At 71.7% G+C, this 24,814-nt stretch carries 25 protein-coding genes and 1 riboswitch; of the genes, 14 read left to right on the top strand and 11 right to left on the bottom strand.

Features of this window, described 5'->3' with window-relative positions:
• The first annotated feature begins 7 nt into the window (after positions 1–7).
• Positions 8–2,416, top strand: coding sequence for a DUF3488 and DUF4129 domain-containing transglutaminase family protein (locus OG538_RS26920; RefSeq protein WP_406097808.1), 2,409 nt, complete (start codon positions 8–10; stop codon positions 2,414–2,416).
• A 178-nt stretch (positions 2,417–2,594) separates the two neighbouring features.
• On the opposite strand, the gene OG538_RS26915 is transcribed toward OG538_RS26920, so the two are convergent.
• The 3 genes from OG538_RS26915 to OG538_RS26905 all read right to left on the bottom strand — a co-directional run bounded on the left by OG538_RS26915 (position 2,595) and on the right by OG538_RS26905 (position 4,660).
• On the bottom strand, positions 2,595–2,990 hold the full coding sequence (locus OG538_RS26915; RefSeq protein ID WP_406097806.1) for a DUF3040 domain-containing protein: 396 nt from the start codon (positions 2,988–2,990) through the stop codon (positions 2,595–2,597).
• 283 nt (positions 2,991–3,273) lie between these two features.
• The gene (locus OG538_RS26910) at positions 3,274–4,032 is read right to left on the bottom strand and encodes a class I SAM-dependent methyltransferase (protein ID WP_406097804.1); all 759 of its coding nucleotides are present in this window, start codon (positions 4,030–4,032) and stop codon (positions 3,274–3,276) included.
• A gap of 100 nt (positions 4,033–4,132) precedes the next feature.
• Complete coding sequence (locus OG538_RS26905; protein ID WP_406097802.1) at positions 4,133–4,660, bottom strand: SAV_6107 family HEPN domain-containing protein; 528 nt, start codon at positions 4,658–4,660, stop codon at positions 4,133–4,135.
• A gap of 167 nt (positions 4,661–4,827) precedes the next feature.
• On the opposite strand from OG538_RS26905, the gene OG538_RS26900 reads away from it, so the two are divergent.
• The 5 genes from OG538_RS26900 to OG538_RS26880 all read left to right on the top strand — a co-directional run bounded on the left by OG538_RS26900 (position 4,828) and on the right by OG538_RS26880 (position 10,856).
• Positions 4,828–5,628, top strand: coding sequence for an ATP-binding cassette domain-containing protein (locus tag OG538_RS26900; protein WP_406097800.1), 801 nt, complete (start codon positions 4,828–4,830; stop codon positions 5,626–5,628).
• Positions 5,600–7,687 carry a YhgE/Pip family protein gene (locus tag OG538_RS26895; RefSeq protein WP_406097798.1) on the top strand — a complete coding sequence of 696 codons (2,088 nt, stop codon included), beginning with the start codon at positions 5,600–5,602 and terminating at the stop codon, positions 7,685–7,687. The genes OG538_RS26900 and OG538_RS26895 overlap by 29 nt, the downstream gene beginning before the upstream one ends.
• A gap of 29 nt (positions 7,688–7,716) precedes the next feature.
• A complete protein-coding gene (locus OG538_RS26890) occupies positions 7,717–8,328 on the top strand; it encodes a TetR/AcrR family transcriptional regulator (RefSeq protein WP_406097796.1) in 612 nt (203 codons plus the stop codon).
• 361 nt (positions 8,329–8,689) lie between these two features.
• Positions 8,690–9,307, top strand: coding sequence for a DUF4126 domain-containing protein (locus OG538_RS26885; protein ID WP_406097794.1), 618 nt, complete (start codon positions 8,690–8,692; stop codon positions 9,305–9,307).
• 31 nt (positions 9,308–9,338) lie between these two features.
• Complete coding sequence (locus OG538_RS26880; RefSeq protein ID WP_406097792.1) at positions 9,339–10,856, top strand: phytoene desaturase family protein; 1,518 nt, start codon at positions 9,339–9,341, stop codon at positions 10,854–10,856.
• A 110-nt stretch (positions 10,857–10,966) separates the two neighbouring features.
• On the opposite strand, the gene OG538_RS26875 is transcribed toward OG538_RS26880, so the two are convergent.
• The 5 genes from OG538_RS26875 to OG538_RS26855 all read right to left on the bottom strand — a co-directional run bounded on the left by OG538_RS26875 (position 10,967) and on the right by OG538_RS26855 (position 15,330).
• Positions 10,967–11,860, bottom strand: coding sequence for a hypothetical protein (locus OG538_RS26875; RefSeq protein ID WP_406097790.1), 894 nt, complete (start codon positions 11,858–11,860; stop codon positions 10,967–10,969).
• A gap of 50 nt (positions 11,861–11,910) precedes the next feature.
• Positions 11,911–12,828: a methylenetetrahydrofolate reductase [NAD(P)H] gene (gene metF, locus OG538_RS26870; RefSeq protein WP_406097788.1), complete on the bottom strand. Its 918-nt coding sequence runs from the start codon at positions 12,826–12,828 to the stop codon at positions 11,911–11,913.
• 126 nt (positions 12,829–12,954) lie between these two features.
• Complete coding sequence (gene thiE, locus OG538_RS26865; protein WP_406097786.1) at positions 12,955–13,608, bottom strand: thiamine phosphate synthase; 654 nt, start codon at positions 13,606–13,608, stop codon at positions 12,955–12,957.
• A gap of 100 nt (positions 13,609–13,708) precedes the next feature.
• Complete coding sequence (locus OG538_RS26860; protein WP_406097784.1) at positions 13,709–14,074, bottom strand: Rv2175c family DNA-binding protein; 366 nt, start codon at positions 14,072–14,074, stop codon at positions 13,709–13,711.
• 68 nt (positions 14,075–14,142) lie between these two features.
• The gene (locus OG538_RS26855; RefSeq protein WP_406100316.1) at positions 14,143–15,330 is read right to left on the bottom strand and encodes an NAD(P)/FAD-dependent oxidoreductase; all 1,188 of its coding nucleotides are present in this window, start codon (positions 15,328–15,330) and stop codon (positions 14,143–14,145) included.
• Between the two features lie 213 nt (positions 15,331–15,543).
• A riboswitch (TPP riboswitch) is annotated at positions 15,544–15,656 on the top strand.
• Between OG538_RS26855 and thiO the strand changes: the two genes are divergently transcribed.
• From thiO to OG538_RS26825, 6 genes are all read left to right on the top strand, one after another.
• A complete protein-coding gene (gene thiO / locus OG538_RS26850) occupies positions 15,654–16,835 on the top strand; it encodes a glycine oxidase ThiO (RefSeq protein ID WP_406097782.1) in 1,182 nt (393 codons plus the stop codon). (Overlaps the previous riboswitch by 3 nt.)
• Positions 16,836–16,909: 74 nt before the next feature.
• On the top strand, positions 16,910–17,110 hold the full coding sequence (gene thiS / locus OG538_RS26845) for a sulfur carrier protein ThiS (RefSeq protein ID WP_406100315.1): 201 nt from the start codon (positions 16,910–16,912) through the stop codon (positions 17,108–17,110).
• Positions 17,111–17,112: 2 nt separating this feature from the next.
• Positions 17,113–17,907 carry a thiazole synthase gene (locus OG538_RS26840; RefSeq protein ID WP_406097780.1) on the top strand — a complete coding sequence of 265 codons (795 nt, stop codon included), beginning with the start codon at positions 17,113–17,115 and terminating at the stop codon, positions 17,905–17,907.
• 172 nt (positions 17,908–18,079) lie between these two features.
• Complete coding sequence (gene pknB, locus OG538_RS26835) at positions 18,080–19,999, top strand: Stk1 family PASTA domain-containing Ser/Thr kinase (RefSeq protein ID WP_406097778.1); 1,920 nt, start codon at positions 18,080–18,082, stop codon at positions 19,997–19,999.
• A 6-nt stretch (positions 20,000–20,005) separates the two neighbouring features.
• On the top strand, positions 20,006–20,863 hold the full coding sequence (locus tag OG538_RS26830) for a deoxyribonuclease IV (RefSeq protein ID WP_406097776.1): 858 nt from the start codon (positions 20,006–20,008) through the stop codon (positions 20,861–20,863).
• Positions 20,864–20,948: 85 nt separating this feature from the next.
• Positions 20,949–21,455, top strand: coding sequence for a DUF4396 domain-containing protein (locus OG538_RS26825; RefSeq protein WP_406097774.1), 507 nt, complete (start codon positions 20,949–20,951; stop codon positions 21,453–21,455).
• Between the two features lie 25 nt (positions 21,456–21,480).
• Here the strand turns inward: OG538_RS26825 and OG538_RS26820 are convergent, their stop codons facing one another.
• Positions 21,481–22,113 (bottom strand): sulfite oxidase-like oxidoreductase, encoded by a 633-nt coding sequence (locus OG538_RS26820; RefSeq protein WP_406097772.1) that lies wholly within the window; start codon positions 22,111–22,113, stop codon positions 21,481–21,483.
• A 154-nt stretch (positions 22,114–22,267) separates the two neighbouring features.
• Between OG538_RS26820 and bfr the strand changes: the two genes are divergently transcribed.
• Positions 22,268–22,747: a bacterioferritin gene (bfr, locus tag OG538_RS26815; protein ID WP_123470058.1), complete on the top strand. Its 480-nt coding sequence runs from the start codon at positions 22,268–22,270 to the stop codon at positions 22,745–22,747.
• Positions 22,748–22,793: 46 nt separating this feature from the next.
• Here bfr and OG538_RS26810 read toward each other — a convergent pair whose 3' ends face one another.
• Complete coding sequence (locus OG538_RS26810) at positions 22,794–23,099, bottom strand: bacterioferritin-associated ferredoxin (protein ID WP_406097770.1); 306 nt, start codon at positions 23,097–23,099, stop codon at positions 22,794–22,796.
• Positions 23,100–23,267: 168 nt separating this feature from the next.
• Positions 23,268–24,620: a class II 3-deoxy-7-phosphoheptulonate synthase gene (locus tag OG538_RS26805; protein ID WP_406097768.1), complete on the bottom strand. Its 1,353-nt coding sequence runs from the start codon at positions 24,618–24,620 to the stop codon at positions 23,268–23,270.
• Positions 24,621–24,745: 125 nt separating this feature from the next.
• Here OG538_RS26805 and OG538_RS26800 point away from each other — a divergent pair, with 125 nt between their 5' ends.
• The gene (locus tag OG538_RS26800) at positions 24,746–24,802 is read left to right on the top strand and encodes a trp operon leader peptide (RefSeq protein ID WP_073735655.1); all 57 of its coding nucleotides are present in this window, start codon (positions 24,746–24,748) and stop codon (positions 24,800–24,802) included.
• The last annotated feature ends 12 nt before the right edge of the window (positions 24,803–24,814 follow it).

The raw sequence follows: 24,814 nt of genomic DNA, 5'->3' as shown, positions 1-24,814 counted from the left end.
GACGGTCATGAGCGGTCGTGGTCGGCTGGCGCTGTGCGCCTTTGCGGCGACGCTGATGGCGGCTTGTTCGATGCTGCCGCTGGTCGACCCGGTCACCTGGATCCTGCAGGCCGCGTTCCTGCTGGCCGTCCAGTGCGGCGTCGGCGCGCTCGGCCGGCGGGTGCCGCTGCCGCGGCTGCTGACCGTCGCGGTGCAGGCGATGGTCATGGTGGTGCTGCTGACCGTGGCGTTCGCCCGCGAGGAGGCGCTGGCGGGCTTCCTGCCCGGCCCGCAGTCCGTGCAGCGGATCGCGGATCTGCTGACGGTGGGCGCGGATGACGTCGGACGCTACGCGATCCCGGCACCGGCCACCGCGGGTATCCGGCTGATGCTGGTGGGCGGAGTGCTGCTGGTCGGGCTCGCGGTGGACGCGCTGGCCGTCACGTTCCGCAGCGCCGCGCCTGCCGGGCTGCCCCTGCTGGCCCTCTACTCCGTCGCCGCCGGCCTCTCCGACGGCGGCGCGGACTGGCTGTGGTTCCTGCTGGCCGCCTGCGGCTACCTGCTCCTCCTGCTGGCCGAGGGACGCGACCGGCTCTCCCAGTGGGGGCGGGTCTTCGCCGGAGCGTCCACTCCCCGGGACGGTTCCTCCGGTATCGGCGCCTCGGGCGGCAGGGCGCTCGCGCCGGTACGCGCGGGGCGACGCATCGGCGCGCTCGCACTGGGAATCGCCCTGGTCGTACCCGCGGCCCTGCCCGCGCTCGACGGCGGACTTCTGGCCGGTACGGGGGGCGGCAACGGCAAGGGCAGCGGCGGGGGCACGATCTCCGCGGTGAACCCGCTGGTCTCACTGCAGAACAACCTCAACCAGCCGGAGAACCGGGAGGTGATGTCGTACCGCACCAACGCGACCGGTGTGCAGGACTTCTACCTCCGCATCCTGGCCCTGGACCAGTTCAACGGAAACGAATGGCGGGCCTCCACCCGCCGGCTGAAGGACGTGCCGAAGCGGCTCCCGAACCCGGCAGGTCTGTCGCCGGACGTCGCCGTGACGGAGATCAGCACGAACATCTCCGCGTCCCGTTCGTACCGGCAGACCTACCTGCCGCTCCCCTACCCGGCGACCGAGGTGAGGGTGGGCGGCCGCTGGCGCTACGAGCCCGAGGGCCGCACCCTCGTCGGGGACGACGGGGAGACCACCGGCGGTGCGCAGTACGAGGTCTCCAGTCTGGTCGTGCAGCCGACCGCGGACCAGCTCGCGGACGCCGGCACGGTTCCGGCAGCCCTGCGCCGCGAGTACACCCAGGTGCCCAGCTCCCTGCCCGAGGTGGTCAGGAAGACGGCCGTAGAGGTGACGAAGGGGTCCGCCAACGCCTACGAGCAGGCGGTGAAGCTGCAGAACTACTTCGCCTCCGAGGGCGGCTTCACCTACGACACCTCGGTGAACTCGGGTACCGGCAGCGCGGCGATCGGCCGCTTCCTGAGGGACCGGCGGGGCTTTTGCGTCCACTTCTCGTTCACCATGGCCGCGATGGCCCGGACCCTGGGCATCCCCGCCCGGGTCGCCGTGGGCTTCACACCCGGCGCCCCGAAGTCGGACGGTTCGATGTCGGTGGGCCTGCGGGACGCCCATGCCTGGCCCGAGCTGTATTTCGAGGGCGTCGGATGGACCCGTTTCGAGCCCACGCCGACGCGCGGCTCCACACCGTCCTACACGCTGCCGGACGCTCCTTCCGGTGACTCGGCCGATCCGGCCCAGCCGGAGGCTGATGCCTCGGCGGCCGCGCCGGTCACACCGTCCGCCTCGGACAGCTGCCCGGCGCAGATGCGCCGGCAGGGTGAGTGCGGCAGCTCCGCACTTCCGGGTGCCGTGACGCCCACGGACACGGGGACGCCGGCGGGCACCGTGCTCGGGATCGCCCTGGTGGTCCTGCTCGTCCTGCTGCTCCCGTTGCTGCCCATGTTCTGGCGCGCACGGATGCGGGCCCGACGGCTGGGCTTCTCCACCGGGCGCTCCCCGGCGGACGCGACCGCCAGAACGCTGGCGGCCTGGGAGGAGATCACCGACACCGCGTGGGATCACGGCATCGAACCGGACGAGTCCCTGACCCCGCGAAAGGCCGCGGCCCGGGTGGTGCGGCTGGGCCGGCTCGACACGGAGGTGGCCGCGGCGGTGCACCGGGTGGCGAGCGCGGTGGAGCAGGTGCTCTATGCACCGGAACCCCGGCCGGTTTCGGGGCTCGGAGAGGATGCGCAGGCGGTACGGGCGGGCCTCCGGAATTCAGCAGACCGGTTCGCCCGGTTCCGTGCGGTCGTGGCACCGCGATCGGCCGTACGGGTGGTGTGGGCGGTGTCGGAGCGCCGGGCGGCGCTGACCGGCCGGTGGCGGGCACCGCAGCGACCGGCGTGGTTGCGGCGGCCGTCCCGGCAGCAGGGCTGACACCCGGGGCAGGCCCGCTCTTAGGGCCTGCCCGTCCCCTCGGCCGTCGGGAACCACGCCGTCGGTACGTCGGCGGGTGCGGGCGGGACCGGGCCGGGCGGCACACGTGATCGGGGCACATGGGTGAGGGGCGGTCGCAGAAATGCGACCGCCCCTCACCCATAAGTGTTCTGAGCGCTTACTGGCCCTGCTCATCGCGGCGGCGCTGCCACCGCTGTTCGATCCGGTTCATCACGGACCGGCGCTGTTTGGGCTGTCGACGCTCGCCCGCACCCGCACGGACTGCCTGTTGCTCGCCCGGTTTCGGCGCCTTGCGCCAACCCGTTACCGCGAGCACCGCGCAGCCCAGCATGACGAGGAATCCCACCACGCTGATCCAGATCTGCTGGGCGACCATTCCGGCCATGAGGAGCGCGATTCCCACCAGGAAGCCAGCAACTGCCTGGTAGACCCGTCGCCGGGTGTATGTACGCAGCCCACTTCCCTCGAGCGCTGTCGCGAACTTGGGATCTTCGGCGTACAGCGCTCGCTCCATTTGCTCGAGCATTCGCTGCTCGTGCTCCGAGAGCGGCACGGAGTCCTCCTCGTCGTCGGCCGCGGGGGGCGGCCGGTATGCGGCCCTTCCAGGATAGGCAGGGAATCGCCCCCGTGAAACCCGCCCTCATTGCCAATCAGCCAGTCCGGGCCGCCACGACGGCTCAGCTGCTGAGGCGTTGATTCCCCAACCTCCGATCCGTCATGCCGGATGGTGTCCCCCGATCATACGGGGCCAAGGCCCCGATCGGGGCTGCTGGGGCGTACTCCGTCTGCAGCTGCGTTGCTGATCAGCCGCGCTGCCGTCGCGATCCGGCGGCCTCTCAGGCCCGCCTGGTGCCCAGGACGTGCAGCTGGGTCGCCACCGAGTGGAACGCCGGCAGCTCGGCGGCAGCCGCCTCCAGCTTGAGCAGGGCCTCCATCGCACCGGGCTCGGTGTCCACCAGGACCCCGGGCACCAGGTCGGCGAAGACGCGTACGCCGTGGACCGCGCCGACCTCGACGTCCGCGCCCTCGACGAGCTCGGTGAGCTGCTCGGCCGTGAAGCGCCGCGGCACCGGGTCGCCCTCGCCCCAGCGCCCCGCCGGATCGCCGAGGGCGTTCCGGGCGTCGGTGAAGTGCCCGGCAAGGGCTCGGGCCAGGACCGCGCCGCCGAGCCCGGCGGCGAGCAGGCTGAGCGCGCCGGACGGACGGAGAGCCTCCACCGCGTGCCGTACCCCCTCGGCGGGGTCGTCCACGTACTCCAGGACCCCGTGGCAGAGCACCGCGTCGTATCCCCCGCGCCCGACCACGTCGAACAGGCCGAGGATGTCGCCCTGGACTCCCTGGACCCGGTCGGCGACACCGGCCTCGGCGGCGCGGCGCTCCAGCGCGAACAACGCGTTGGGGCTGGGATCGACGACGGTGACCCGGTGACCCAGGCGCGCGACGGGTACGGCGAAGTTGCCCGTGCCGCCGCCGGTGTCCAGAACGTCCAGGGCGTCCCTGCCGGTCGCCTTGACCTGGCGGTCGAGAGCGTCCTTGAGGACCTCCCAGACCACGGCGGTACGGAGGGAGGCACGGGGGCGCGACTGGTCCGACACGGCAGTTGTCTCCTCGGCACGGTGCCGCCGCTGAGGGCGGAGCGTGAACAGCGCAGGTGATGGGTCCCGTCCACCCTATTGCCTCACGCCGCCGTCGCCGTCATCCCGCATCGGACCGCTCTCCGCGCGGTTGCGGGAGGACCGGCTGAAGCACCAGCAGCCGCTCCACCAGGCGCAGGAACATCGCCGCGTCGCGCAGCAGGTCGTCCGCGTCCCGCCGTCCGGCCGCACCGGGTATGCCGGCTTCCGCCCGGGCCCGGCGACGGGCACCGGAGGCGAACAGCGCGCTCCACTCGGTGAGCTCGGGAGCGATCTCCGGCAGGACCTCCCAGGCGCTGCGGATCCTCTCCCGGCGCCGCCGGGAGGTCTCGGGGCGTCCGCGGACGGCCAGCACAGCGGCGGCGGTGCGCAGCGCGGCGAGGTGGGCGGTGGCATAGCGCTCGTTCGGCACGTCGAGAACAGCTGCCTCTTCGAGGCCGGCACGGGCCTGGGCGAGGAGATCGAGAGCGGCGGGCGGCGCGGTGGCGCGCCGGAGTACAGGGTGGACGTCGTTCGCCGGACCGGTCGGTGAGGGGGCAGGGCCGTCTGCGCGGCGTCGCGGAGCGGCTGCTGCGGACGAGTGGGCCATGACAGAACCTCCTGTCTCGTAACGGCTTCGTGGCCGTCTGTATCCATCGTGACGGCCACCACTGACAATCACCTCAAATCAACCTCTGACCTGGCCTTTTGCTTCGATCGCGAGTTCGGGCTACCTTTTTGTACTGACTGGTCAGTTCAAAGAACACGGGAGGGTCTGTGGACAGCCCGCACGGGGCAGCTGTCACCGCCGGCGGTCTCGGCCTCAAGGGGCCGCGCGGATGGGCGTTCCGGGGTGTGACGTTCGACGCCGCCCCCGGGTCCCTGATCGCGATCGAGGGCCCTTCCGGTTCGGGCCGCACCTGCCTGCTGCTCGCCCTCACCGGACGGATGCGCCCCACCGAAGGTGAGGCCACGACCGGCGGCCTGCCTCTGCCGGGCCGGGCCGGCGCCGTGCGCCGCATCGCGGCACTGGGCCCGGTGCCCGGGGTCAGCGAACTCGATCCGGCGTTCACCGTCGCCGAGCACCTGCGCGAACGCGCCCTGTTGCAACGCCGCTTCGGCGGCTCGCTGCGCGCCCTGCTGCGGCCGCGCCGCGAGCGCGTCGCCGCGGCGCGGGACCGGATCGACGCCGCGCTCGAGGCAGCCGGGCTCGACCCCGCCACCCTGCCCAAGGCCGAGCGGACCTCCGTACGGGATCTGGAGCGGCTGGAGGCGCTGCGCCTCTCCGTCACCCTCGCGCTCATCGGCCGGCCGCGGCTCCTCGCGGTGGACGACACCGACCTCAAGCTCTCCGACGCGGAACGCGCCGAGGCCTGGGAGCTGCTACGCCTCCTCGCCGCTGACGGCACGACCGTGCTGGCCGTGTGCAGCCAGGCTCCCGAAGGCGCCCTCACCGTGCGCACCGGTACCACCGGAGCGACGGAGCCCACCGACATCACCGGGGAGCCCGCGCCGTCGGCGACCCCCGCACACGACGAAGGGACGGCCGATGCGTTCGCCGAGACTGGCCGCTCTTGAGCTCCGGCGCTTCGGCAGGGGGAAGCTGCCGCGCGCCGCACTGGCCGCTCTCCTGCTGCTGCCGCTGCTCTACGGCGCCCTGTACCTGTGGTCCTTCTGGGACCCGTACGGACGCCTGGACCGCATCCCCGTCGCACTGGTCAACGACGACAAGGGCGCCACCGCCGAGGGCAGGCACCTCGCCGCCGGGGACGAGATCACCGGCAAGCTGCTCGACTCCAAGGTCTTCGAGTGGCACGAGGTGAGCGCCGCCGAGGCCCACGAAGGCGTCGAGGACGGCACGTACTACCTCTCGCTGACCATGCCGGCGGACTTCAGCAAGCGCATCGCGTCCAGCGCGGGCGACTCCCCCGAGACGGGCGCGCTCCAGGTGCGCACCAACGACGCGAACAACTACATCGTCGGCCAGATCTCCCGCACGGTGTTCTCCGAGGTCCGCACCGCCGCGTCGGCCAACGCCTCCCGGGGCTTCCTCGACCGGATCTTCATCAACTTCTCCGATCTCCACGATGCGACCGCCAAGGCGGCCAAGGGCGCCGCCGACCTCGAAGGCGGGATCGTCAAGGCGAAGAAGGGCTCGAAGGACCTCGCGGACGGCCTGAAGGACGCGAAGGCCGGCAGCAGCCGGCTGGCAACCGGCATCGTGCGGTTGAACAAGGGCGCGGGCGAACTCGAAACCGGCTCGCGCCAGGTCGCGGAGGGCACCCAGCTGCTCGCCGACAAGGTCAACGGAGTGGCCGCCGACGTCCGCCCCTTCCTCAAGGACAACGGCAAAACGATCGGCGACACGGCCCGGCTCGTGGCCGACTCCTCGCAGACCGTACGGGACAACCTCGACCTGCTGGTGAAGGCCGCGCCCACCGCCGCCACCGCCGCACACAAGGCGTCCGAGGACCTCACCGAGGTCCACCGCGCCCGGTGCGAGGACCAGCCGCTTCCCGATCCCACCGTCTGCGCGCCACTGGAACGGGCCGTGACCGCGGCTGCCGATGTCGCCGCCGTGGCCGACGACGTGAACGTGCTGGTCAAGAACCAGAACGGGGACCTCAAGAAGCTGCGCTCCCAGCTGACGACCCTGCAGAAGCAGGCCGACGCCCTCGCCGAGCGCTCGCCCCACCTGGACGAGGACCTGGAGAGCGCGGTCAAGAAGGTCAACACGCTCAACACCGGCGCCCACAAGGTGGCCAAGGGCGCGGACCAGCTGCACACCGGACTGGCCACGGCCAAGTCGGGCTCCGCCGAGCTGAACACCGGGGTCGGTGACCTCAAGAAGGGTGCGACGAGCCTGGACAGCGGCATGATCCGGCTCGGAGACGGTTCGGCCACTCTCGCCCAGGGGCTGGACGACGGGGTCGACAGGATTCCCGACTACGACAAGAAGGACCGCGACGCCCGTACGGGGGTCATGGCCGATCCCGTGCAACTGGCCTCCCGGTCGCTGCACGCGGCCCCGAACTACGGCACGGGCTTCGCCCCCTACTTCATCCCGCTCTCCCTCTGGGTCGGCGCGATGGTGGCGTACATGCTGATCCAGCCGCTGAACCGGCGCGCCCTGGCCGCCGGGGCTCCGGCCTGGCGGATCGCCTTCGCGGGCTGGCTGCCGGTGGCCGCGATCGGTCTGCTCCAGGTGGCCGCGCTGATGTCCGTACTGCACTGGGGGCTCGGCCTGCAGATGGCCCACGCCGCCGGGACCATCGGCTTCCTGGCCCTGGTCACGTGTTGCTTCGGCGCCATCGTGCAGTGGCTGAACGCCTGCTTCGGGGCGGCCGGCCGCATCCTCGTCCTCGCGGTGCTGATGCTCCAGCTGACCTCGGCCGGCGGCACGTACCCCGTACAGACGAGTCCCGGCTTCTTCAACGCGATCCATCCGTACCTGCCCATGAGCTACATCGTCGAGGGCCTGCGCCGGTTGATCACCGGGGGTGGACTCGGCCCGGTCTGGCAGGGCTGTGCGGTGCTGATGGCCTTCACCGCCGGAGCGCTCGCGCTGACCGCCGTCTCCGCGCGCCGCAAGCAGGTGTGGACCCTGGACCGGCTGCACCCCGAGCTGAGTCTGTGAGCGGTCCGGGACCTGTGAGAATCAGGAGCATGGAAAGCAGTAGCGCCACACGCCGCCAGGCCACCCGGCAGAAGCTCTACGAAGCGGCCGTGACCCTCATCGCCGAGAAGGGCTTCTCGGCCACCACGGTGGACGAGATCGCCGAGCGTGCCGGGGTCGCCAAGGGCACGGTGTACTACAACTTCAAGAGCAAGACCGAGCTCTTCGAGGAGCTGTTGCGGCACGGCGTCGGCCTGCTCACCTCCTCGCTGCGTACGGCCGCCGAGGAGACCGACGAGCGCGGTGGCAGCCGGGTCGAGGCACTGGACGCCATGATCCGGGCCGGCCTGGTCTTCATCGACCGCTACCCGGCCTTCACCCAGCTGTACGTGGCCGAGCTGTGGCGCACCAACCGCGCCTGGCAGGCCACCCTGCTGGTGGTGCGTCAGGAGGCCGTCGCCGTGGTCGAGGGCGTCCTTCGCGAGGGTGTCGCCGGCGGCGAGCTCAGCGAGGAGATCGACATCCCGCTGACGGCGGCAGCGCTGGTCGGCATGGTGCTGGTGGCGGCGCTGGACTGGCAGGCGTTCCAGCCGGAGCGGTCGATCGACGACGTGCACTCGGCGCTGTCCCTGCTGCTGCACGGGCGGGTCAGCGGGCGCTGACCCCCGCCACACGGGGGACCGGGGCGCACGAAGGCGCCGGTCCGACGGGGCTCGATCCCCCCGAGCCTCGCCCGACCGGCGCCTTCCGTGCTGCCGGAGGACCTTCCCCCGTGACCCCGTGTTCCCCCGTGGTCCCGAGTCCTCCGCCGTGCACCCCCGTTCGGAGAAGAGTGCCGCGCCTGTTCCGCCGCCCCGTGCCGGCGGTACCGGCGCGGCGCCCCTTCCGTGGTCCCCACTCTGCCGTCCCCGCAGGTCGCACCCCATCCGCGTCCCTACTCATCTCACCCCCTAGGTACGGGTACTCAGAGCTGCGTACCCGCCCCCTCCCGGACCGGTACGCGTGCTGGTTACGATCACCCCCGTGTCCGTACTCCCCCTGGTGTTCACAAGTGGCTGGGCGAGCGGGATCAACGCCTACGCGGTGGTCCTCCTGCTCGGCGTCTTCGGTGCGACCGGAGTGACCGACGAGGTGCCCGCCTCGTTGCAGCGCACCGATGTCCTGATCGTGGCCGGTGTGCTCTTCCTGTGCGAGGTGGTGGCGGACAAGATCCCGTACGTGGACTCGGTCTGGGACACGGCGCACACCGTCATCCGGCCGCTCGCGGGGGCGGTCGTGGCGGCGCTGCTGGCGGGCGACAGCGGTTCGCTTCCGGAGATCGCGGCGGGAGCCATCGGGGGTTCCACCGCGCTGCTGAGCCATCTGGTGAAGGCGGGCACCAGGATGGCGGTCAACACCTCCCCCGAGCCGTTCAGCAACATCGCGGTGAGCATCGCCGAGGACCTCGGGGTCGCCGGAATCGTCACGTTCGCCATATTCCATCCGTGGGTCGCGGCAGGCGTCGCCGCGACGCTGCTGCTGCTCGGCCTGGTGATACTGGTCTTCCTCGCCTCCCGGATCCGTCGGTTCCTGCGCCGCAGAGCACAACGGCGCGAGGAGAAACGGCCGGCGGGCGCCGTCTCCCGATGGCCTGACGGCTGAGCTGTCGGTAGCGGCCGTTAAAGTCGCAGCCATGGCACGTATTGCGGTGATCGGCGCCGGGTTGGGCGCGATGTCGGCGGCGGCCCGGCTGGCCGTGGCAGGCCACCGGGTGACGGTGTACGAGCGGTCGGAGACCTTCGGCGGCTCGCTCGGCCGCCATGCCCTCAACGGCTTCACGTTCGACACCGGCCCCGGCCTGCTCCATCTGCCGGCCGTCTACCGCGACCTGTTCGTGAAGACCGGCAAGGAGCCGCTGGAGCGGTGCGTCACCCTGACCCAGGTCGACCCGGCGAGCCGCCATGTCTTCGCGGACGGCACCGACGTCTCCCTGCCGAACGCCTCGCGGGCCGGCGCCGTCGCGGCCCTGGACGCCGCACTCGGTGGCGGCGCGGGCAGGAGCTGGGGTGCGTTCCTCGACCGTGCCCGGGACGCGTGGGACCGGTCGAGGCGGCCCCTGCTGGAGGAGCCCCTGCGTCCCGACTGGCAGGTGCTGACCCGTGATCCGTATCCGGCGCCCGTGCGGCGGCGGCTGCTGCGCCCCGCGCTTCAGGCCGGCACGGTGACGGAGATCGGGTCCTGGGAGCTGGCGGATACCCGGCTGGCCGCCCTTCTGGACGGGTACGCGCTGTCGTACGGCCTGGACCCGCTGCGCGCCCCGGCGAGCACGGCCCTGCTGCCGTACATGGAGGAGACGTTCGGCAGTTGGTACGTCTCCGGCGGCATGCGGGCGCTGGCGCAGGCGGTGTACGAGCGGTGTCTGGCCCGCAGAGTGGAGTTCGTCTTCGGCGCGGAGGTGGCCCGGGTCCTGGAGAAGGACGGCAGGGCGGCGGGCGTGGAGCTGGCGGACGGGACGGTCGCCCAGGCGGCTCACGTGGTGCTGGGCGCCCGGCCGCACCAGGACCTGATGCCCGCTCAGGATCTCTGGCAGGACGGCGACGTGACGGTACAGCCCCGCCCTGAGGGCTCCGCCCCCACCAGCCGGTTCCTGGTGCTGCTGTCGCTGCGCGGCGCCCGGCCCGCGGACGCCGCGCACCGGACTCTGGTGCATGCGGCGGACGGGGCAGCCGAGCGCGAGGCGGTGTTCGGCGGCCGGCTCGCCGCGCACCCCACGGTGACGGTGCTGCGCCCCGACGATCCCTCCACCCGCCCCGACGAGGCTCACGAGGCCGTGACGCTGACGGCGACGGTCCCCCCGCACGGCACGGTGGACTGGACGGACAAGGCGCTGCGGGCGCGGTTCGCGGACACCCTGATCGACACCGCGGGAGCGGCCGTGCCGGGCCTCCGGGACCGGGTTCTGCACATGGAGGTGCGGACGCCCGCGGACTTCGCGGCCGAGACGGGCGCTCCGGGCGGTGCGGTTCCCGCGCCCGCGCTGGCGGGCGCGGGGGGCGGCTACCTCCACGCGGGCAACCGCACCCGGCTGCCGGGGCTGTATCTGGCGGGCGGCTGGTCGCATCCGGGCGGCGGTCCGGCGCACGCGGGAATGTCCGGGGCGCTGGTCGCGGGGCTCATCGTGGAGGGGGACGGCTTCCGCGGATCGCAGTGAGGTCTGCGGGTGGGGCGGGGCCCCGCCCCGTCCTCGGTCCGCCACTCGGACGGCGCCGCGGACGCGTGCGTCCCTGACCCACGGGCCCGCCGCCCGCGTGCCGGCCGGTCTCAGTAGCGGTACTGCTCGTTGTAGCCCGTGTCATAGCCGTTCTGGTACGGCGCCGGCTGGGCGGGCTGCTCCGGAGGCGCCGGCGGGTACTGCTCGCCCTCGCGCTGCTGCGGCACCCAGACGCCGCCCGGCGGAGTCTCGGAGGCGTACGGCGGGAACTGGGCGTACGGGTCGGCGAACTGCTGGCCGCCTCCGTAGCTGTCGTGCTGCCCGTACGCGTCGTACGCCCCGTACTGCGGGGTGGCGGCGGTAGTGCCGATGTACGGATCGGAGTACGCGGCGTACTGCTGCTCTCCCGTGCCGTAGTCGTACTGCCCGGCCCCCGCGTAGGAGTCCTGGCCGCCGTAGGTGTCCTGGCTCTGCGCCGGGTATGCGGAGTAGTCCGTGTACGCGGCGTACTGCGGCTGCCCCTGGGGCTGTTGGTGCTGATCCTGCTGCTGTTCCTGCTGCGGGCGGGGATCGGTGTAGATGCCGTACTGCCCGGTGTCGTCCGGCAGCGGCTCCGGCGCGTAGACCTCGGCCGGCCCGGCCTCCGGCTGCGACGGTCCCTCGCGGTCGTACTCCACCTCGAGGTCCGAGACCTGGAGCGTGGGTTCGCGGTCGGCACCGCCGCCGCGGCGGCGGCGGCTCTCCCCGGGGCTGCCGCCTATGGCCCAGCCCGTCGAGAAGCCGCGGCGGAAGGAGAGCGTGACGTACGTCTGGCCCGTCGCGAAGGCGATCGCGCCGACAGCGATGACGAACACGGACGGCATCAGGACACCGACGACGACACCGACGAAACCGGTGAAGGCGAGCAGACGCCAGCGCAGGCGCGCCTTGTACTGCAGCAGCACCTCACCGAGCAGCCACAGCGCAACGATGCCGAACGCGATGTAGAGGACCGTCCAGCCCATGCCCGCCCCCTTCTACGGCCACCGCCCCGGGTCGCGGCGGGTACGGCCGGTCAGGACTGCTTGTGCAGTCCAAGATTCTCGTAGATTTCGAGCGTCGCCGTCGAGTTGTTCAACGTGATGAAGTGCAGTCCGGGGACGCCCTCGGAAAGCAGCTTCGCGCAGAACCGCGTTGCGAAGTCGATGCCAATGGAGCGTACAGCGGCGGGGTCGTCCTTGGCGGCGAGGATGCGTTCTTTCAGGTCCGCGGGCAGGGTCGCGTTGCTGAGCTGCGCGAATCTCTCCAATTGCCTGACGCTCGTGAGGGGCATGACCTCGGGGATGATCGGTGTGGCGCAACCCGCAGCGACCACCCGGTCACGCATACGGAGATAGGCGTCCGGGTCGAAGAACATCTGCGTGATCGCATAGTCCGCGCCGGCCCGGCACTTGTCCACGAAATGCCGGATATCGGCGTCCCAGTCGGCCGAGCGCGGGTGCCGTTCCGGGAATGCCGCGACGCCGACACAGAAGTCGCCGGATTCCTTGATCAGCCGGACGAGGTCCGCCGCATAGCGCACGCCCTGCGGGTGCTCGATCCACGGACCCATGGGGTCGCCCGGCGGGTCTCCGCGCACGGCGAGGATGTTCCGGATCCCGGCATCCGCGTACTGGCCGACCATGTTGCGCAGCTCGGCGATGGAGTGGTTGACCGCCGTGAGGTGCGCGACCGGGGTGAGCGTGGACTCGGCGGCGATGTCCTGGGTCGCCTTCACCGTCCCGGCCCGGGTGGAGCCGCCGGCGCCGTACGTCACGGAGACGAAGCTCGGTCCCACCGCCTCGACCCGGCGGAGCGCGTTCCAGAGGTTCCGCTCGCCCTTCTCGGTCTTGGGCGCCCAGAACTCGAAGGAGTACGAGGTCTTGCCGGTCGCGAGCATCTCACGCACGGTGCGTGCGTGATCTGTCCTGGTGGAGGGTGTACCTAGGGCCATACCGGCAGGTTAACCAGGGGGCGGCAGGCGTCCCAACCGAACTGGGGCGATTTGGCTTTATTGCCCGATCTTTGTCCACGCTTCGGACACTTCCGTCTCGAACCGGGCCTCGGCCGCACCTCCGGGTCACCCCTCGGCGCGGTCCCGGATCCTTCCCGCCAGCCCGGCGGCGGCAGCAGCCGGATCGGACGCCTCGGTGACGGCCCGCACGACGACGATCCGGCGAGCTCCGGCGTCCAGCACCTCGTCGAGATTGCCGGCGTCGATCCCGCCGATGGCGAACCAGGGGCGGGCGGGTACCAGCGAGGCGGCGTAGCGGACGAGGTCCAGGCCGGGGGCGTGCCGGCCGGGCTTGGTCGGGGTGGGCCAGCAGGGGCCGGTGCAGAAGTAGTCGACGCCGGGCTCGGCGACGGCCGCGTCCACCTCGGACTCGGCGTGCGTGGAGCGGCCGATGACCACGTCCTGGCCGATGATCGCGCGGGCGGCCGGGACCGGCAGGTCACCCTGGCCCAGGTGCAGCACATCGGAGCCGATGGCGTGGGCGACGTCGGCCCGGTCGTTGACCGCGAGGAGCTTGCCGTGACGCTTGCAGGCGTCGGCGAAGAGCGCGAGGTGTTCGAGTTCCTCGGCCGCCTCCATGCCCTTGTCCCGCAGCTGGATGATGTCCACCCCGCTGGAGAGGACCGCGTCGAGGAACGCGGGGAGGTCGCCCTGACGCCGGCGGGCGTCCGTGCACAGGTAGAGCCGGGCGTCGGACAGCAGGGCGCGAGGCGTGGACATGGTGCGGTTCCCCCGGGGACGACGATGACGGTGGTTCGGTGCGGCGCCGCAGGGGATGCGGGCCGCGACGTGCGGCCCGCATCCCCTGTGCGGCTGTCGGTCAGACGGCGAGCGCCTGGGCGCGGCGCTTCACCTCCGTGCCGCGATTCTCACTCAGCGCCTGCGCGGGCGTACCCGGCAGGCTCGGGTCGGGGGTGAAGAGCCATTCCAGCATCTCCTCGTCGGAGTAGCCGTCGTCCCTCAGGAGCGTCAGGGTCCCCGAAAGGCCCTTGACCACCTTGTCGCCGTCGATGAAGGCGGCAGGCACCTGGAGCGCCCGGTTCTCACCACGTCGTACGGCGATGAGCTGGCCCTCCTTGACCAGCTGGCGCACGCGCGTCACCTGGACATCGAACATTTCGGCGATGTCGGGAAGGTGGAGCCAGGCAGGGACGAGAGCATCGATCTTTGCGTCAATCTCGGTCACGGGGACAAGCGTGCCATCCCGGACCGACAGTCGGTACCCGGGCCGACCGTACGGGGGCCGTACGGCCGTCAGAGCGTGGCCGATTTCAGGGGAACGGAGGGGTCGGCAACCTGCTCGGGGGCGAGCTCCACGCCGGTTTCGACGAGTTTGCGTCCCTGCGCCAGATCGCGCGGACGGCCGACCGCCAGTACGGCGACGAGCGCGCCGTCGCGCAGCCAGCACACCGTCCACGCCGGTTCGGCCGGGTCGCCGCGCCACACCAGGGCGTCGGCCCCCGTGTGGTGGCCCGCGTACTGGACGAAGCGGCCGAACTGCTCCGACCAGAAGTAGGGCACGGGGTCGTAGACCGGGGCCGGCCCACCGCCCTCCGGGCCGGCGAGGGGGGCAGCGACGGCGGCGGCGACGGTCCGGGGGCCCTGGAGGGCGTTGTCCCAGTGGTGGACGAGCAGCCGCTCTCCGTACCTGGCCGAGGGGAAGGAGGCGCAGTCCCCGACCGCGAACACATCGGGGAGCGAGGTGCGCAGCGAGGCGTCGGCGGTCACCGATCCGTCCGGCCCGAGCTCGATCCCGGATCCGGCGAGCCAGCCCGTCGCGGGCCGGGCACCGATGCCGACGACGACCGCGCCCGCCGGGAGGGTGCGGCCGTCGGCCAGGACCACGCGGCCGGGTTCGATGCGGGCGACCCGTGCGCCGGTGAGGAGTGCGGCGCCGCTCTGGGCGTACCAGCCGGCCATGGGGGCGGCCACCTCGGCGGGCAGGGCGCCGGCGAGCGGGCGGTCGGCGGCCTCCACGACGGTGACCGCACAGCCGGCCGCGCGGGCGGCGGTGGCGAACTCGGCGCCGATCCAGCCCGCGCCGACGACCACCACGTCGTGCTGCCGTTCGAGGACCGGCCGCAGCCGGGCGGCGTCGTCCAGGGTGCGCAGCAGATGGACCCCGGGCACGCCCTCGGAACCGGCCAGCGTCAGGGGCTCGGCTCCGGTGGCGATGACCAGGACCTCGTAGGGGACGGGCCCGTCGGGGGTGTCCAGTTCGTGGTCGGCCGCGCGCAGCGCGGTCACATCGAGGCCGAGCCGCAGGGTGATGTCCAGCGCCTCGAAGTCGATGTCGAACGCCGAGTCCTCGGCCTTGCCGAGGAGGACCGCCTTCGACAGCGGTGGGCGGTCGTACGGCTGGTGCGGTTCGGCGCCGATCAGCGTGACGGGGCCGGTGAAGCCCTGTTCGCGCAGGGCCACGGCGGTCTGCACGCCCGCCATGCCCGCTCCGGCGATCACGACGCGGCGGCTCTGCCGCGGCTCTGTCTGCTGCTGTCCGGTCTGCTCGTCCACCAGCCCACCTTAAACACCTGACGTTGCGTCAGGAAGTCGGTGTCCGGATCATCGCTGCCGGACCGCATCGCCCGTGCCCTCGCCCGCGGCACCGGCGGCTCCCTTGCCGGGGGCGCGGGCCAGGGGTTTAGGGTGGCCGTGCACATCACTCGCGGGAGCCCTGGCGTACCGGGCTGAGAGGGAGGCTGGACGGCCTCCGACCGTACGAACCTGATCCGGGTCATGCCGGCGAAGGGAGGGGCTGGACGCCCATGCGCACACACCGTGGGAACGGGTCCGACGTTCTCGTCATCGGGGGCGGCATCATCGGCCTGGTCGTCGCCTGGCGGGCCGCACAACGCGGCCTGGCCACCGCGGTCGTCGATCCCGACCCGGGCGGCGGGGCCGCCCAGGTGGCGGCCGGGATGCTGGCCGCCGTCACCGAACTCCACTACGGCGAGGAGATGCTGCTCGGCCTCAATGTCGCTTCCGCCGCGCGCTATCCGCTGTTCGCGGCCGAACTGGAGGCGGCGAGCGGACAGGACATCGGCTTTCGCGCCTGCGGCACCCTGGCCGTCGCGCTCGACGCCGACGACCGCGCCCACCTGCGCGAGCTGCACGCTCTGCAACGCCGCTCGGGACTGGAGTCGGAGTGGCTCACCGGCCGGGAGTGCCGGCGCCTGGAGCCGATGCTCGCGCCGGGCGTACGCGGCGGACTGCGGGTCGACGGCGACCACCAGGTCGACCCGCGACGCCTGGCCGCCGCGCTGCTGACGGCGTGCGAGCGGGCCGGGGTCGTCCTCCACCGCCAACCGGCAAAGCGGCTCTCGGTCACGGGCGGCCGTGCCGCCGGAGCCGTGCTGGCCGACGGTACGGAGGCGGGAGCCGATCAGGTCGTGCTTGCCGCGGGAAGCCTCAGCGGCCGGCTCGCGGGCGTGCCGGAGCACGTCCTGCCCCCGGTCCGCCCGGTGAAGGGCCAGGTGCTGCGGCTGCACGTGCCCACCGCGTACGCCCCCTTCCTGTCCCGCACCGTGCGGGCGGTGGTCCGGGGCAGCCACGTCTATCTCGTCCCGCGCGAGAACGGCGAGCTGGTCATCGGCGCCACCAGCGAGGAGATGGGCTGGGACACCACGGTCACGGCGGGCGGTGTGTACGAACTGCTGCGTGACGCCCACGAACTGGTGCCGGGCATCACCGAGCTGCCGCTCACCGAGACTCGCGCCGGTCTGCGCCCCGCCTCCCCCGACAACGCCCCGCTGCTCGGCCGCACCGCGCTGCCCGGCCTCCACCTCGCCACCGGCCACCACCGCAACGGGGTGCTGCTCACCCCCGTCACCGGGGACGCCATGGCGCAGCTGCTGGCCGACGGCGTGCTGCCCGACGTGGCCCGCCCCTTCTCCCCCGGCCGCTTCTCGCCCGCCGCCGCCCCCGTACGTCAGGAGCAGCCCGTATGACCGACCCCACCGCGCTTCCCGGCTCCGCGAGCGGCTCCGGGAACGCCGCCGCGAACGTGTCCGCGAACGCCTCCGTGAACGTCTCCGTGAACGGCGAGGCCGTCGCCGTCGCGCCGGGCACCACCCTGGGGACCCTGGTCGCCTCGCTGACCGGCGCGCCCTCGGGCGTCGCGGCCGCCCTGAACGAGACCGTCGTACCCCGCGGGCAGTGGCCCACGGCCGCGCTCAGCGACGGCGACCGGGTCGAGGTCCTCACCGCGGTCCAGGGAGGCTGACCATGTCCGACGACCTCTTCCCGCTCGGCGGCGCCGCTTTCGGCTCCCGGCTGATCATGGGGACGGGCGGGGCGCCCAGCCTCGACGTCCTGGAGCGGTCCCTGATCGCGTCCGGTACCGAGCTGACGACCGTGGCGATGCGCCGCCTCGATCCGACCGTGCAGGGCTCCGTGCTCTCCGTACTGGAACGGCTCTCCATCCGCGTGCTGCCGAACACGGCGGGCTGCTTCACGGCGGGTGAGGCGGTGCTCACCGCCCGGCTGGCCCGCGAGGCGCTCGGCACCGACTGGGTCAAGCTGGAGGTGGTGGCGGACGAGCGCACTCTGCTGCCCGACCCCATCGAGCTGCTGGACGCCGCGGAGACACTGGTGGACGACGGTTTCACCGTGCTGCCGTACACGAACGACGATCCGGTGCTGGCCCGGAAGCTGGAGGACGTGGGGTGTGCGGCGATCATGCCGCTCGGCTCCCCCATCGGGTCCGGCCTGGGCATCCGCAACCCCCACAACTTCCAGCTGATCATCGAGCAGGCACGGGTACCCGTGATCCTGGACGCGGGCGCCGGCACGGCGTCGGACGCGGCGCTCGCGATGGAGCTGGGATGTGCGGCCGTGATGCTGGCGTCGGCGGTGACCCGGGCCCAGGAGCCGGAGCTGATGGCCGCCGCGATGCGCCACGCGGTGGCGGGTGGGCGGCTCGCCCACCGCGCGGGGCGGATCCCCCGCCGCCACTTCGCCGAGGCCTCCTCGCCGGTGGCGGGGCGGGCGGCGCTGGATCCGGAGCGCCCGGCGTTCTGAGCCCGGCCGGCGGGGGTGCGTGAGGGGGATCTCATGTCCGTGCCACAGCGCGGCCCGACCCCCCGGGGCGCGGCCCTTCCATGACGAGGGATCGCATGTCCCTGTCACGGGTCGGCTGCAGTAGGGCTGCGGCCAGTCGGTCGTGTCCGCGGTGCCTCGTAGACTCGGCTGCGTGGATACGACCCTCCAGGACCCTCTCGTCGGGCAGCTGCTCGACGGCCGCTACCGCATCGATGCCCGCATCGCCGTGGGCGGCATGGCCACGGTCTACCGGGCCATGGACATCCGGCTCGACCGGGTGCTCGCCCTCAAGGTGATGCATCCGGCACTCGCGACCGACGCCTCGTTCGTCGAGCGCTTCATCCGCGAGGCCAAGTCGGTGGCCCGGCTCGCGCACCCCAACGTGGTCGCGGTCTTCGACCAGGGTGCCCAGGGTCAGTACGTCTATCTCGCGATGGAGTACGTGGCGGGGTGCACGCTGCGCGATGTGCTGCGTGAGCGCGGCGCGCTGCAGCCGCGTGCCGCGCTGGACATCCTGGAGCCGGTGCTCGCCGCGCTGGGGGCCGCGCACCGGGCGGGTTTCGTCCACCGGGACATGAAGCCGGAGAACGTGCTGATAGGCGACGACGGCCGGGTCAAGGTCGCCGACTTCGGCCTGGTCCGCGCCGTGGGCTCGGTCACGAACACCACCGGGACCATCCTGGGGACGGTTTCGTACCTCGCCCCCGAGCAGATCGAGCACGGCACCGCCGACACCCGCGCCGATGTGTACGCGTGCGGCGTCGTGCTCTACGAGATGCTCACGGGCACCAAGCCGCACACCGGGGACTCCCCCGCCCAGGTCATCTACCAGCACCTCAACGAGGACGTCCCGGCCCCCTCCGCCGTCGTCCCGAATCTCGCCGCCGCGCTCGACGCCCTGGTGGCGAGCGCCACGGCCCGCGACCCCGAGGTACGGCCGTTCGACGCGGTGGCGCTGCTCGCCGAATCGCGCCGGGCCCGCTCCGGCCTCACCGACGGGCAGCTGGACGCCCTGCCGCCGCAGGCCCTGACCGAGGTACGCGACGGCGCGGAGGACCGCACCAGTGTGATCCCGCGGGTGCTGCCGCCGGACCAGGGGACCGCCCACCACACCAGCCGGCTGGAGATGTCCCCGCCGCTGCCCCCGCAGTCGCCGGCCCGTCGGGCGTCGCTCCGAGGGGCGCCGCGTCGCGGGATCATCGCGGCGGTCCTCGCCGTGCTGCTGGTCCTGGGGGTCGGCGGTGGCGTCTGGTACATCAACTCCGGACAGTTCACCCATGTGCCCTCGCTGCTGGGCCAGAGCGAGAAGGCGGCCCAGGGACGCCTCTCGAAGGCCGGCCTCGAACTCAAGGGCGTACGACGGGCCTACAGCGACACCGTCGACCGCGGCAAGGTGATCAGCAGCGACCCGAAGCCGGGTGCCCGGATCCGCGGCAACGGCTCGGTGTCGCTGGTCGTCTCGCGCGGTCCCGAGATCGTGACGGTGCCCGACCTCCAGGGCGTCGCGCTCCCCGAGGCCAGACGGCAGCTGGAGAAGAAGGGCCTGGTGCCCGGGATGACCACCAAGGAGTTCAGCGAGGACGTGGCCGTCGGCGAGGTGGTGCGGACGGATCCCGAGGCGGGCGCCGAGCGGCACCCCGACTCCGCGGTCGCGATCGTGATCTCCAAGGGCAGCCCGATCGACGTCCCCGATGTCACCGGTCTGTCGGTCGACGACGCCACGGCGGAGCTGGAGGACGCCGGCCTCGACGTCGTCGTCGCTCCGGGCCGGGTCAACTCCCCGGAGGACGCGGGCGACGTCGCCCGCCAGTCCATCGAGGAGGGGGCCGAGGCGGCCGAGGGCGACACCATCACGCTGACGGTCTCCAAGGGCCCGCAGATGATCGACGTACCGGACGTCACCGGCAAGGACGTCGACGACGCCCGCAGCGAGCTGGAGGACGCGGGCTTCGAGGTCAAGGTCGACCGCCCGTTCCTCTCCTTCAGCGACACCGTCGGGAGCCAGTCGGTCGAGGGCGGCGACCAGGCCCCCGAGGGCAGCACCATCACCATCAAGACCAAGGGACTGTAGATCCGTATGCGCAACCCTGTCGGCGGCCACATCCCGGTGGCCGGCGGCCTCTCCAAGGTCGGCCTGCCCTACGCACGCGAGATGGGCGCGGAGGCCGTCCAGGTCTTCGTGGCCAATCCGCGCGGCTGGGCGACCCCGGCCGGGAACCCGGTGCAGGACGAGCTCTTCCGCACCGAGTGCGCCGCCGAGTCCATACCGGCGTACGTCCACGCCCCGTATCTCATCAACTTCGGCTCGCACACCCCGGCGACCGTGGAGAAGTCCGTGGACTCCCTGCGCCACTCGCTGCGCCGGGCCCGCGAGATCGGCGCACTGGGCGTCGTGGTGCACACCGGTTCGGCGACCAACGGCCGGCCGCGCGAGGAGGCGCTGGCGCAGGTGCGTACGCACATGCGGCCGTTGCTGGACGAGCTGACCCACGACGACGACCCCTTCCTGCTGCTGGAGTCGACCGCGGGGCAGGGATATTCGCTCTGCTCACGGACCTGGGACTTCGGCCCGTACTTCGACGCGCTCGACGCGCATCCGAAGCTCGGTGTCTGCCTCGACACCTGCCACATCTTCGCGGCGGGACACGACCTGGCCGGTCCGGCCGGCATGAAGGAGACCCTGGACCTGCTGGTGAGGACGGTGGGCGAGGGACGGCTGAAGCTGATCCACGCAAATGACTCCAAGGACGTGGCCGGGGCCCACAAGGACCGGCACGAGAACATCGGGTCGGGCCACATCGGCGAGGAGCCCTTCCGGGAGCTGTTCACGCACCCGGCCACCGACGGCGTGCCGCTGGTCATCGAGACGCCCGGCGGCAAGGAGGGCCACGCGACGGACGTCGCCCGGCTGAAGGAGCTGCGCGGCCGGGGCTGACTCGGGCGCACACCCGAGGAATACCCTAGGGGGGTATATGGTTCCCACTGTCGGCCGGAACCGCTCCTCGGTATGGGGGTTCATCATGCAGAACCACGCAGAGCACACACAGCACGCGGAACACACCTATCCCGGCGGCCACGGCGCGGGTGGCGGCGCGAGCTGGGCGATGGCGGCGCGCGCCACGCTCCACTGCCTCACGGGATGCGCCATCGGCGAGATCCTCGGCATGGTGATCGGCACCGCGTTCGGCTGGGGCAACGTGGCGACGATGGTTCTCGCGATCGTCCTGGCGTTCTTCTTCGGCTACGCGCTGACGCTGCGGTCCGTGCTGAAGTCGGGCGTCGCCTTCAGGACGGCGTTCCGGGTCGCGCTCGCGGCCGACACGCTCTCCATCGCGGTGATGGAACTGATCGACAACGGAGTGATCGCCCTGTGGCCGGGCGCCATGGACGCCACGCTCGCGGACGTCCTGTTCTGGGGGGCGCTCGCGATCTCGCTCGCCGTCGCCTTCGTCGTCACCACCCCGGTGAACAAGTGGATGATCGGTCGCGGCAAGGGACACGCGGTGGTGCACCAGTACCACCACTGAGGCGGCACGGCAGGGCGGTGGCGCCTCAGAGCTCGGGGCCGTCCCCGGGCTCCTCCTGGTAGGAGTAGCGCTGTTCCTTCCAGGGGTCGCCGATGTTGTGGTAGCCGCGCTCCTCCCAGAAGCCGCGGCGATCGGCGCTCATGTACTCGACGCCCCGGACCCATTTGGGGCCCTTCCAGGCGTACAGGTGCGGCACGACGAGCCGGAGCGGGAAGCCGTGCTCGGCGGTGAGCAGCTCGCCGCCCTTGTGGGTGGCGAACAGGGTCCGCTCGGAGGTGAAGTCGTCGAGACGGAGGTTGGAGCTGAATCCGTACTCGGCCCAGACCATCACATGGGTGACATGCGGCGCGGGCGGCGCGAGCGCCACGACGTCGCGGGCGAGCACTCCGCCCCACTCGGCGCTGAGCATGCTGAACTTGGTCACGCAGTGCAGATCGGCGACGACCGAGGAGAACGGCAGCGCGGAGAACTCCTGATGGTTCCAGCAGCGCTTCTCACCGTCGGCCGTGGCCCCGAAGACGCGGAACTCCCAGCGGTCGGGCTTGAACTTGGGCACCGGCCCGTAGTGGGTAACCGGCCAGCCACGCTGCAGACGCTGCCCCGGCGGAAGCTCGGACTGCTCTGATGCGCGGTGTTCCCGGCTTTCCGGCTGACCCATGGCTCCATGGTGACAGACAGGCAGGGGTGGTCATGACCAGGGCAGAGGCGTTTCGGGCAACTCGTACTAAGCATGCACTTACTGGACGCTCCCCGGGTCCGATGCGAGGATGCGGCCAACTTGCCCAGTTCACCGGTTGGAAGGAGCCTCTGCGATGCAGGGCGACCCCGAGGTCCTCGAGTTCCTGAACGAACAGCTGACCGCCGAATTGACTGCCATCAACCAGTACTTCCTGCATGCGAAGATGCAGGACAACTTCGGCTGGACCAAGCTCGCGAAGTACACGCGCTCCGAGTCCTTCGACGAGATGAAGCACGCCGAGATCCTGACCGACCGCATCCTCTTCCTGGATGGACTGCCGAACTACCAGCGGCTTTTCCATGTACGGGTGGGCCAGACGGTCACCGAGATGTTCCAGGCGGACCGCCAGGTCGAGGTGGAGGCGATCGACCGCCTCAAGCGCGGGATCGAGCTCATGCGCGGCAAGGGCGACATCACGTCCGCAAATATCTTTGAGTCGATCCTGGCGGACGAGGAGCACCACATCGACTATCTCGACACCCAGCTGGAACTGGTGGAGAAACTCGGGGAGCCGCTCTACATCGCCCAGCTGATCGAGCAGCCGGAGAGCTGACCCGCCACAGGGGCCGCCGACGGACTCCCGCCCGCCACGCTCGGGCTCAGGCGGCTTCGGGAAGAGAGACGGGCCCCGGAACGGGGCGGACGCCGGGGGCGACGCCCTGATCGGCATCGGGAGCGGCGTCGGCCGTGACCCGGTCCGCGGCACCCGGCGCCCTCTTCTGGTCGAGCAGGTCACGGCGCGGGCAGTCGCCGCGGCCGAGCAGTGCCTGGATGGTGCGGACGCAGCCGCCGCAGTCGGTCCCCGCCTTGCAGGCGGAGGCTATCTGGCGCGGCGTGCAGGCGCCGTTTTCCGCATGCTTCTTGACCTGCTGCTCCGTAACGCCGAAGCACGAGCAGACGTACATGCGGTTCACCTCCCGCGGGATGGATCGTGGACGCCACCCCGGTAATCGGTGAGGCTAACCTAACCTTACCTGTCGCTCCAGGCCGGCAAAAGCCCCGGAACGCCCTGTGGGGCACGGATCACATCGATCCGTGCCCCACAGTCGTACCTGTGCCACGCTCGGTGACGCCTACTGGTCCCGGTACATCTCGGCGACCAGGAACGCCAGGTCCAGCGACTGGCTGCGGTTGAGGCGCGGGTCGCAGGCCGTCTCGTAACGCTGGTGGAGATCGTCCACGAAGATCTCGTGGCCGCCCCCGACGCACTCGGTGACGTCGTCACCGGTGAGCTCGACGTGGATACCCCCGGGGTGCGTGCCGAGACCCTTGTGCACCTCGAAGAAGCCCTTGACCTCGTCCAGGACGTCGTCGAAGCGGCGGGTCTTGTGGCCGGACGCGGCCTCGAAGGTGTTGCCGTGCATCGGGTCGGTCACCCAGGCCACGGTCGCGCCCGAGGCGGTGACCTTCTCGACCAGCTCCGGAAGCTTGTCGCGGACCTTGTCGGCGCCCATCCGGACGACGAAGGTCAGCCGGCCGGGCTCCCGCTCGGGGTCGAGGCGCTCGATGTAGCCGAGGGCCTCGTCGACGGTGGTCGTCGGACCGAGCTTGATGCCGATGGGGTTGCGGATCTTCGAGGCGAACTCGATGTGCGCGCCGTCCATCTGGCGGGTGCGCTCACCGATCCACACCATGTGGGCCGAGGTGTCGTACAGCTGCCCGGTCCGCGAGTCGACGCGGGTCAGCGCCGACTCGTAGTCCAGCAGCAGGGCCTCGTGCGACGCGTAGAACTCGACGGCCTTGAACTCCGCCGGGTCCGTACCGCAGGCCTTCATGAAATTCAGCGCGTTGTCGATCTCGCGGGCCAGGGCCTCGTAGCGCTGGCCGGACGGGGACGACTTCACGAAGTCCTGGTTCCAGGCGTGCACCTGGCGCAGGTCGGCGTAACCGCCCGTGGTGAAGGCGCGGACGAGGTTCAGCGTGGAGGCGGACGCGTGGTACATCCGCTTCAGCCGGTCCGGGTCCGGGATGCGCTCGGCCTCGGTGAAGGCGAAGCCGTTGACGGAGTCGCCGCGGTAGGTCGGCAGCGTCACGCCGTCGCGGGTCTCGGTCGACTTGGAGCGCGGCTTGGAGTACTGACCGGCGATGCGGCCCACCTTGACGACGGGCACGGAGGCCGCGTAGGTGAGGACGGCGCTCATCTGGAGCAGCGTCTTCAGCTTGGCGCGGATGTGCTCGGCCGACACGGCGTCGAAGGCCTCGGCGCAGTCACCGCCCTGCAGCAGGAACGCCTCGCCCTTGGCGACGGCTCCCAAGCGGGCGCGCAGCTGGTCGCACTCGCCGGCGAAGACGAGCGGCGGATACGACGCGAGGTCCGCGACTACATCGCGCAGGGCCTCGGAGTCGGGGTACTCGGGCTGCTGCGCCGCGGGAAGGTCTCGCCAGGTGTTGCCACCGGCGACGGAGGTATTGGCGTTCACGGTCACGGCTCCCACATTACGGGGTCGCGTCCACTCGTTTTCCGGGTGCTCAACGGATGAGACGGACACAAGGCCCGCCCGGTGGGCGGAACGGACCCCTCCGCGGCCGGGTCATGGGTTAGGGTTCGGTCATGTTCGCGCACTCGACCCGTAACTGGTGGTGGACCGCTCATCCAGCGGCCCACTGATCGCGCGTACAC

Origin of the sequence: Streptomyces sp. NBC_01013 (assembly GCF_045162765.1) — a bacterium.
In the GTDB taxonomy this organism is placed as follows: Bacteria; Actinomycetota; Actinomycetes; order Streptomycetales; family Streptomycetaceae; genus Streptomyces.
The sequence above is the reverse complement of the archived record's forward strand: the minus strand, read 5'-3'. Positions and strand labels throughout refer to the sequence as shown.

What these genes read in the sequence shown, in the direction of transcription:
- OG538_RS26895 (WP_406097798.1), top strand. Translation starts at nt 5,600, where the DNA reads ATGCGTTCGCCGAGACTGGCCGCTCTTGAGCTCCGGCGCTTCGGCAGG.
- OG538_RS26840 (WP_406097780.1), top strand. Translation starts at nt 17,113, where the DNA reads ATGTCCGACGACCTCTTCCCGCTCGGCGGCGCCGCTTTCGGCTCCCGG.
- OG538_RS26825 (WP_406097774.1), top strand. Translation starts at nt 20,949, where the DNA reads ATGCAGAACCACGCAGAGCACACACAGCACGCGGAACACACCTATCCC.
- OG538_RS26810 (WP_406097770.1), bottom strand. Translation starts at nt 23,099, where the DNA reads ATGTACGTCTGCTCGTGCTTCGGCGTTACGGAGCAGCAGGTCAAGAAG.
- thiE (WP_406097786.1), bottom strand. Translation starts at nt 13,608, where the DNA reads ATGTCCACGCCTCGCGCCCTGCTGTCCGACGCCCGGCTCTACCTGTGC.
- OG538_RS26830 (WP_406097776.1), top strand. Translation starts at nt 20,006, where the DNA reads ATGCGCAACCCTGTCGGCGGCCACATCCCGGTGGCCGGCGGCCTCTCC.
- OG538_RS26820 (WP_406097772.1), bottom strand. Translation starts at nt 22,113, where the DNA reads ATGGGTCAGCCGGAAAGCCGGGAACACCGCGCATCAGAGCAGTCCGAG.
- metF (WP_406097788.1), bottom strand. Translation starts at nt 12,828, where the DNA reads ATGGCCCTAGGTACACCCTCCACCAGGACAGATCACGCACGCACCGTG.
- OG538_RS26855 (WP_406100316.1), bottom strand. Translation starts at nt 15,330, where the DNA reads ATGGCGGGCGTGCAGACCGCCGTGGCCCTGCGCGAACAGGGCTTCACC.
- thiO (WP_406097782.1), top strand. Translation starts at nt 15,654, where the DNA reads ATGCGCACACACCGTGGGAACGGGTCCGACGTTCTCGTCATCGGGGGC.
- OG538_RS26880 (WP_406097792.1), top strand. Translation starts at nt 9,339, where the DNA reads ATGGCACGTATTGCGGTGATCGGCGCCGGGTTGGGCGCGATGTCGGCG.
- OG538_RS26920 (WP_406097808.1), top strand. Translation starts at nt 8, where the DNA reads ATGAGCGGTCGTGGTCGGCTGGCGCTGTGCGCCTTTGCGGCGACGCTG.
- OG538_RS26905 (WP_406097802.1), bottom strand. Translation starts at nt 4,660, where the DNA reads ATGGCCCACTCGTCCGCAGCAGCCGCTCCGCGACGCCGCGCAGACGGC.
- bfr (WP_123470058.1), top strand. Translation starts at nt 22,268, where the DNA reads ATGCAGGGCGACCCCGAGGTCCTCGAGTTCCTGAACGAACAGCTGACC.
- OG538_RS26890 (WP_406097796.1), top strand. Translation starts at nt 7,717, where the DNA reads ATGGAAAGCAGTAGCGCCACACGCCGCCAGGCCACCCGGCAGAAGCTC.
- OG538_RS26875 (WP_406097790.1), bottom strand. Translation starts at nt 11,860, where the DNA reads ATGGGCTGGACGGTCCTCTACATCGCGTTCGGCATCGTTGCGCTGTGG.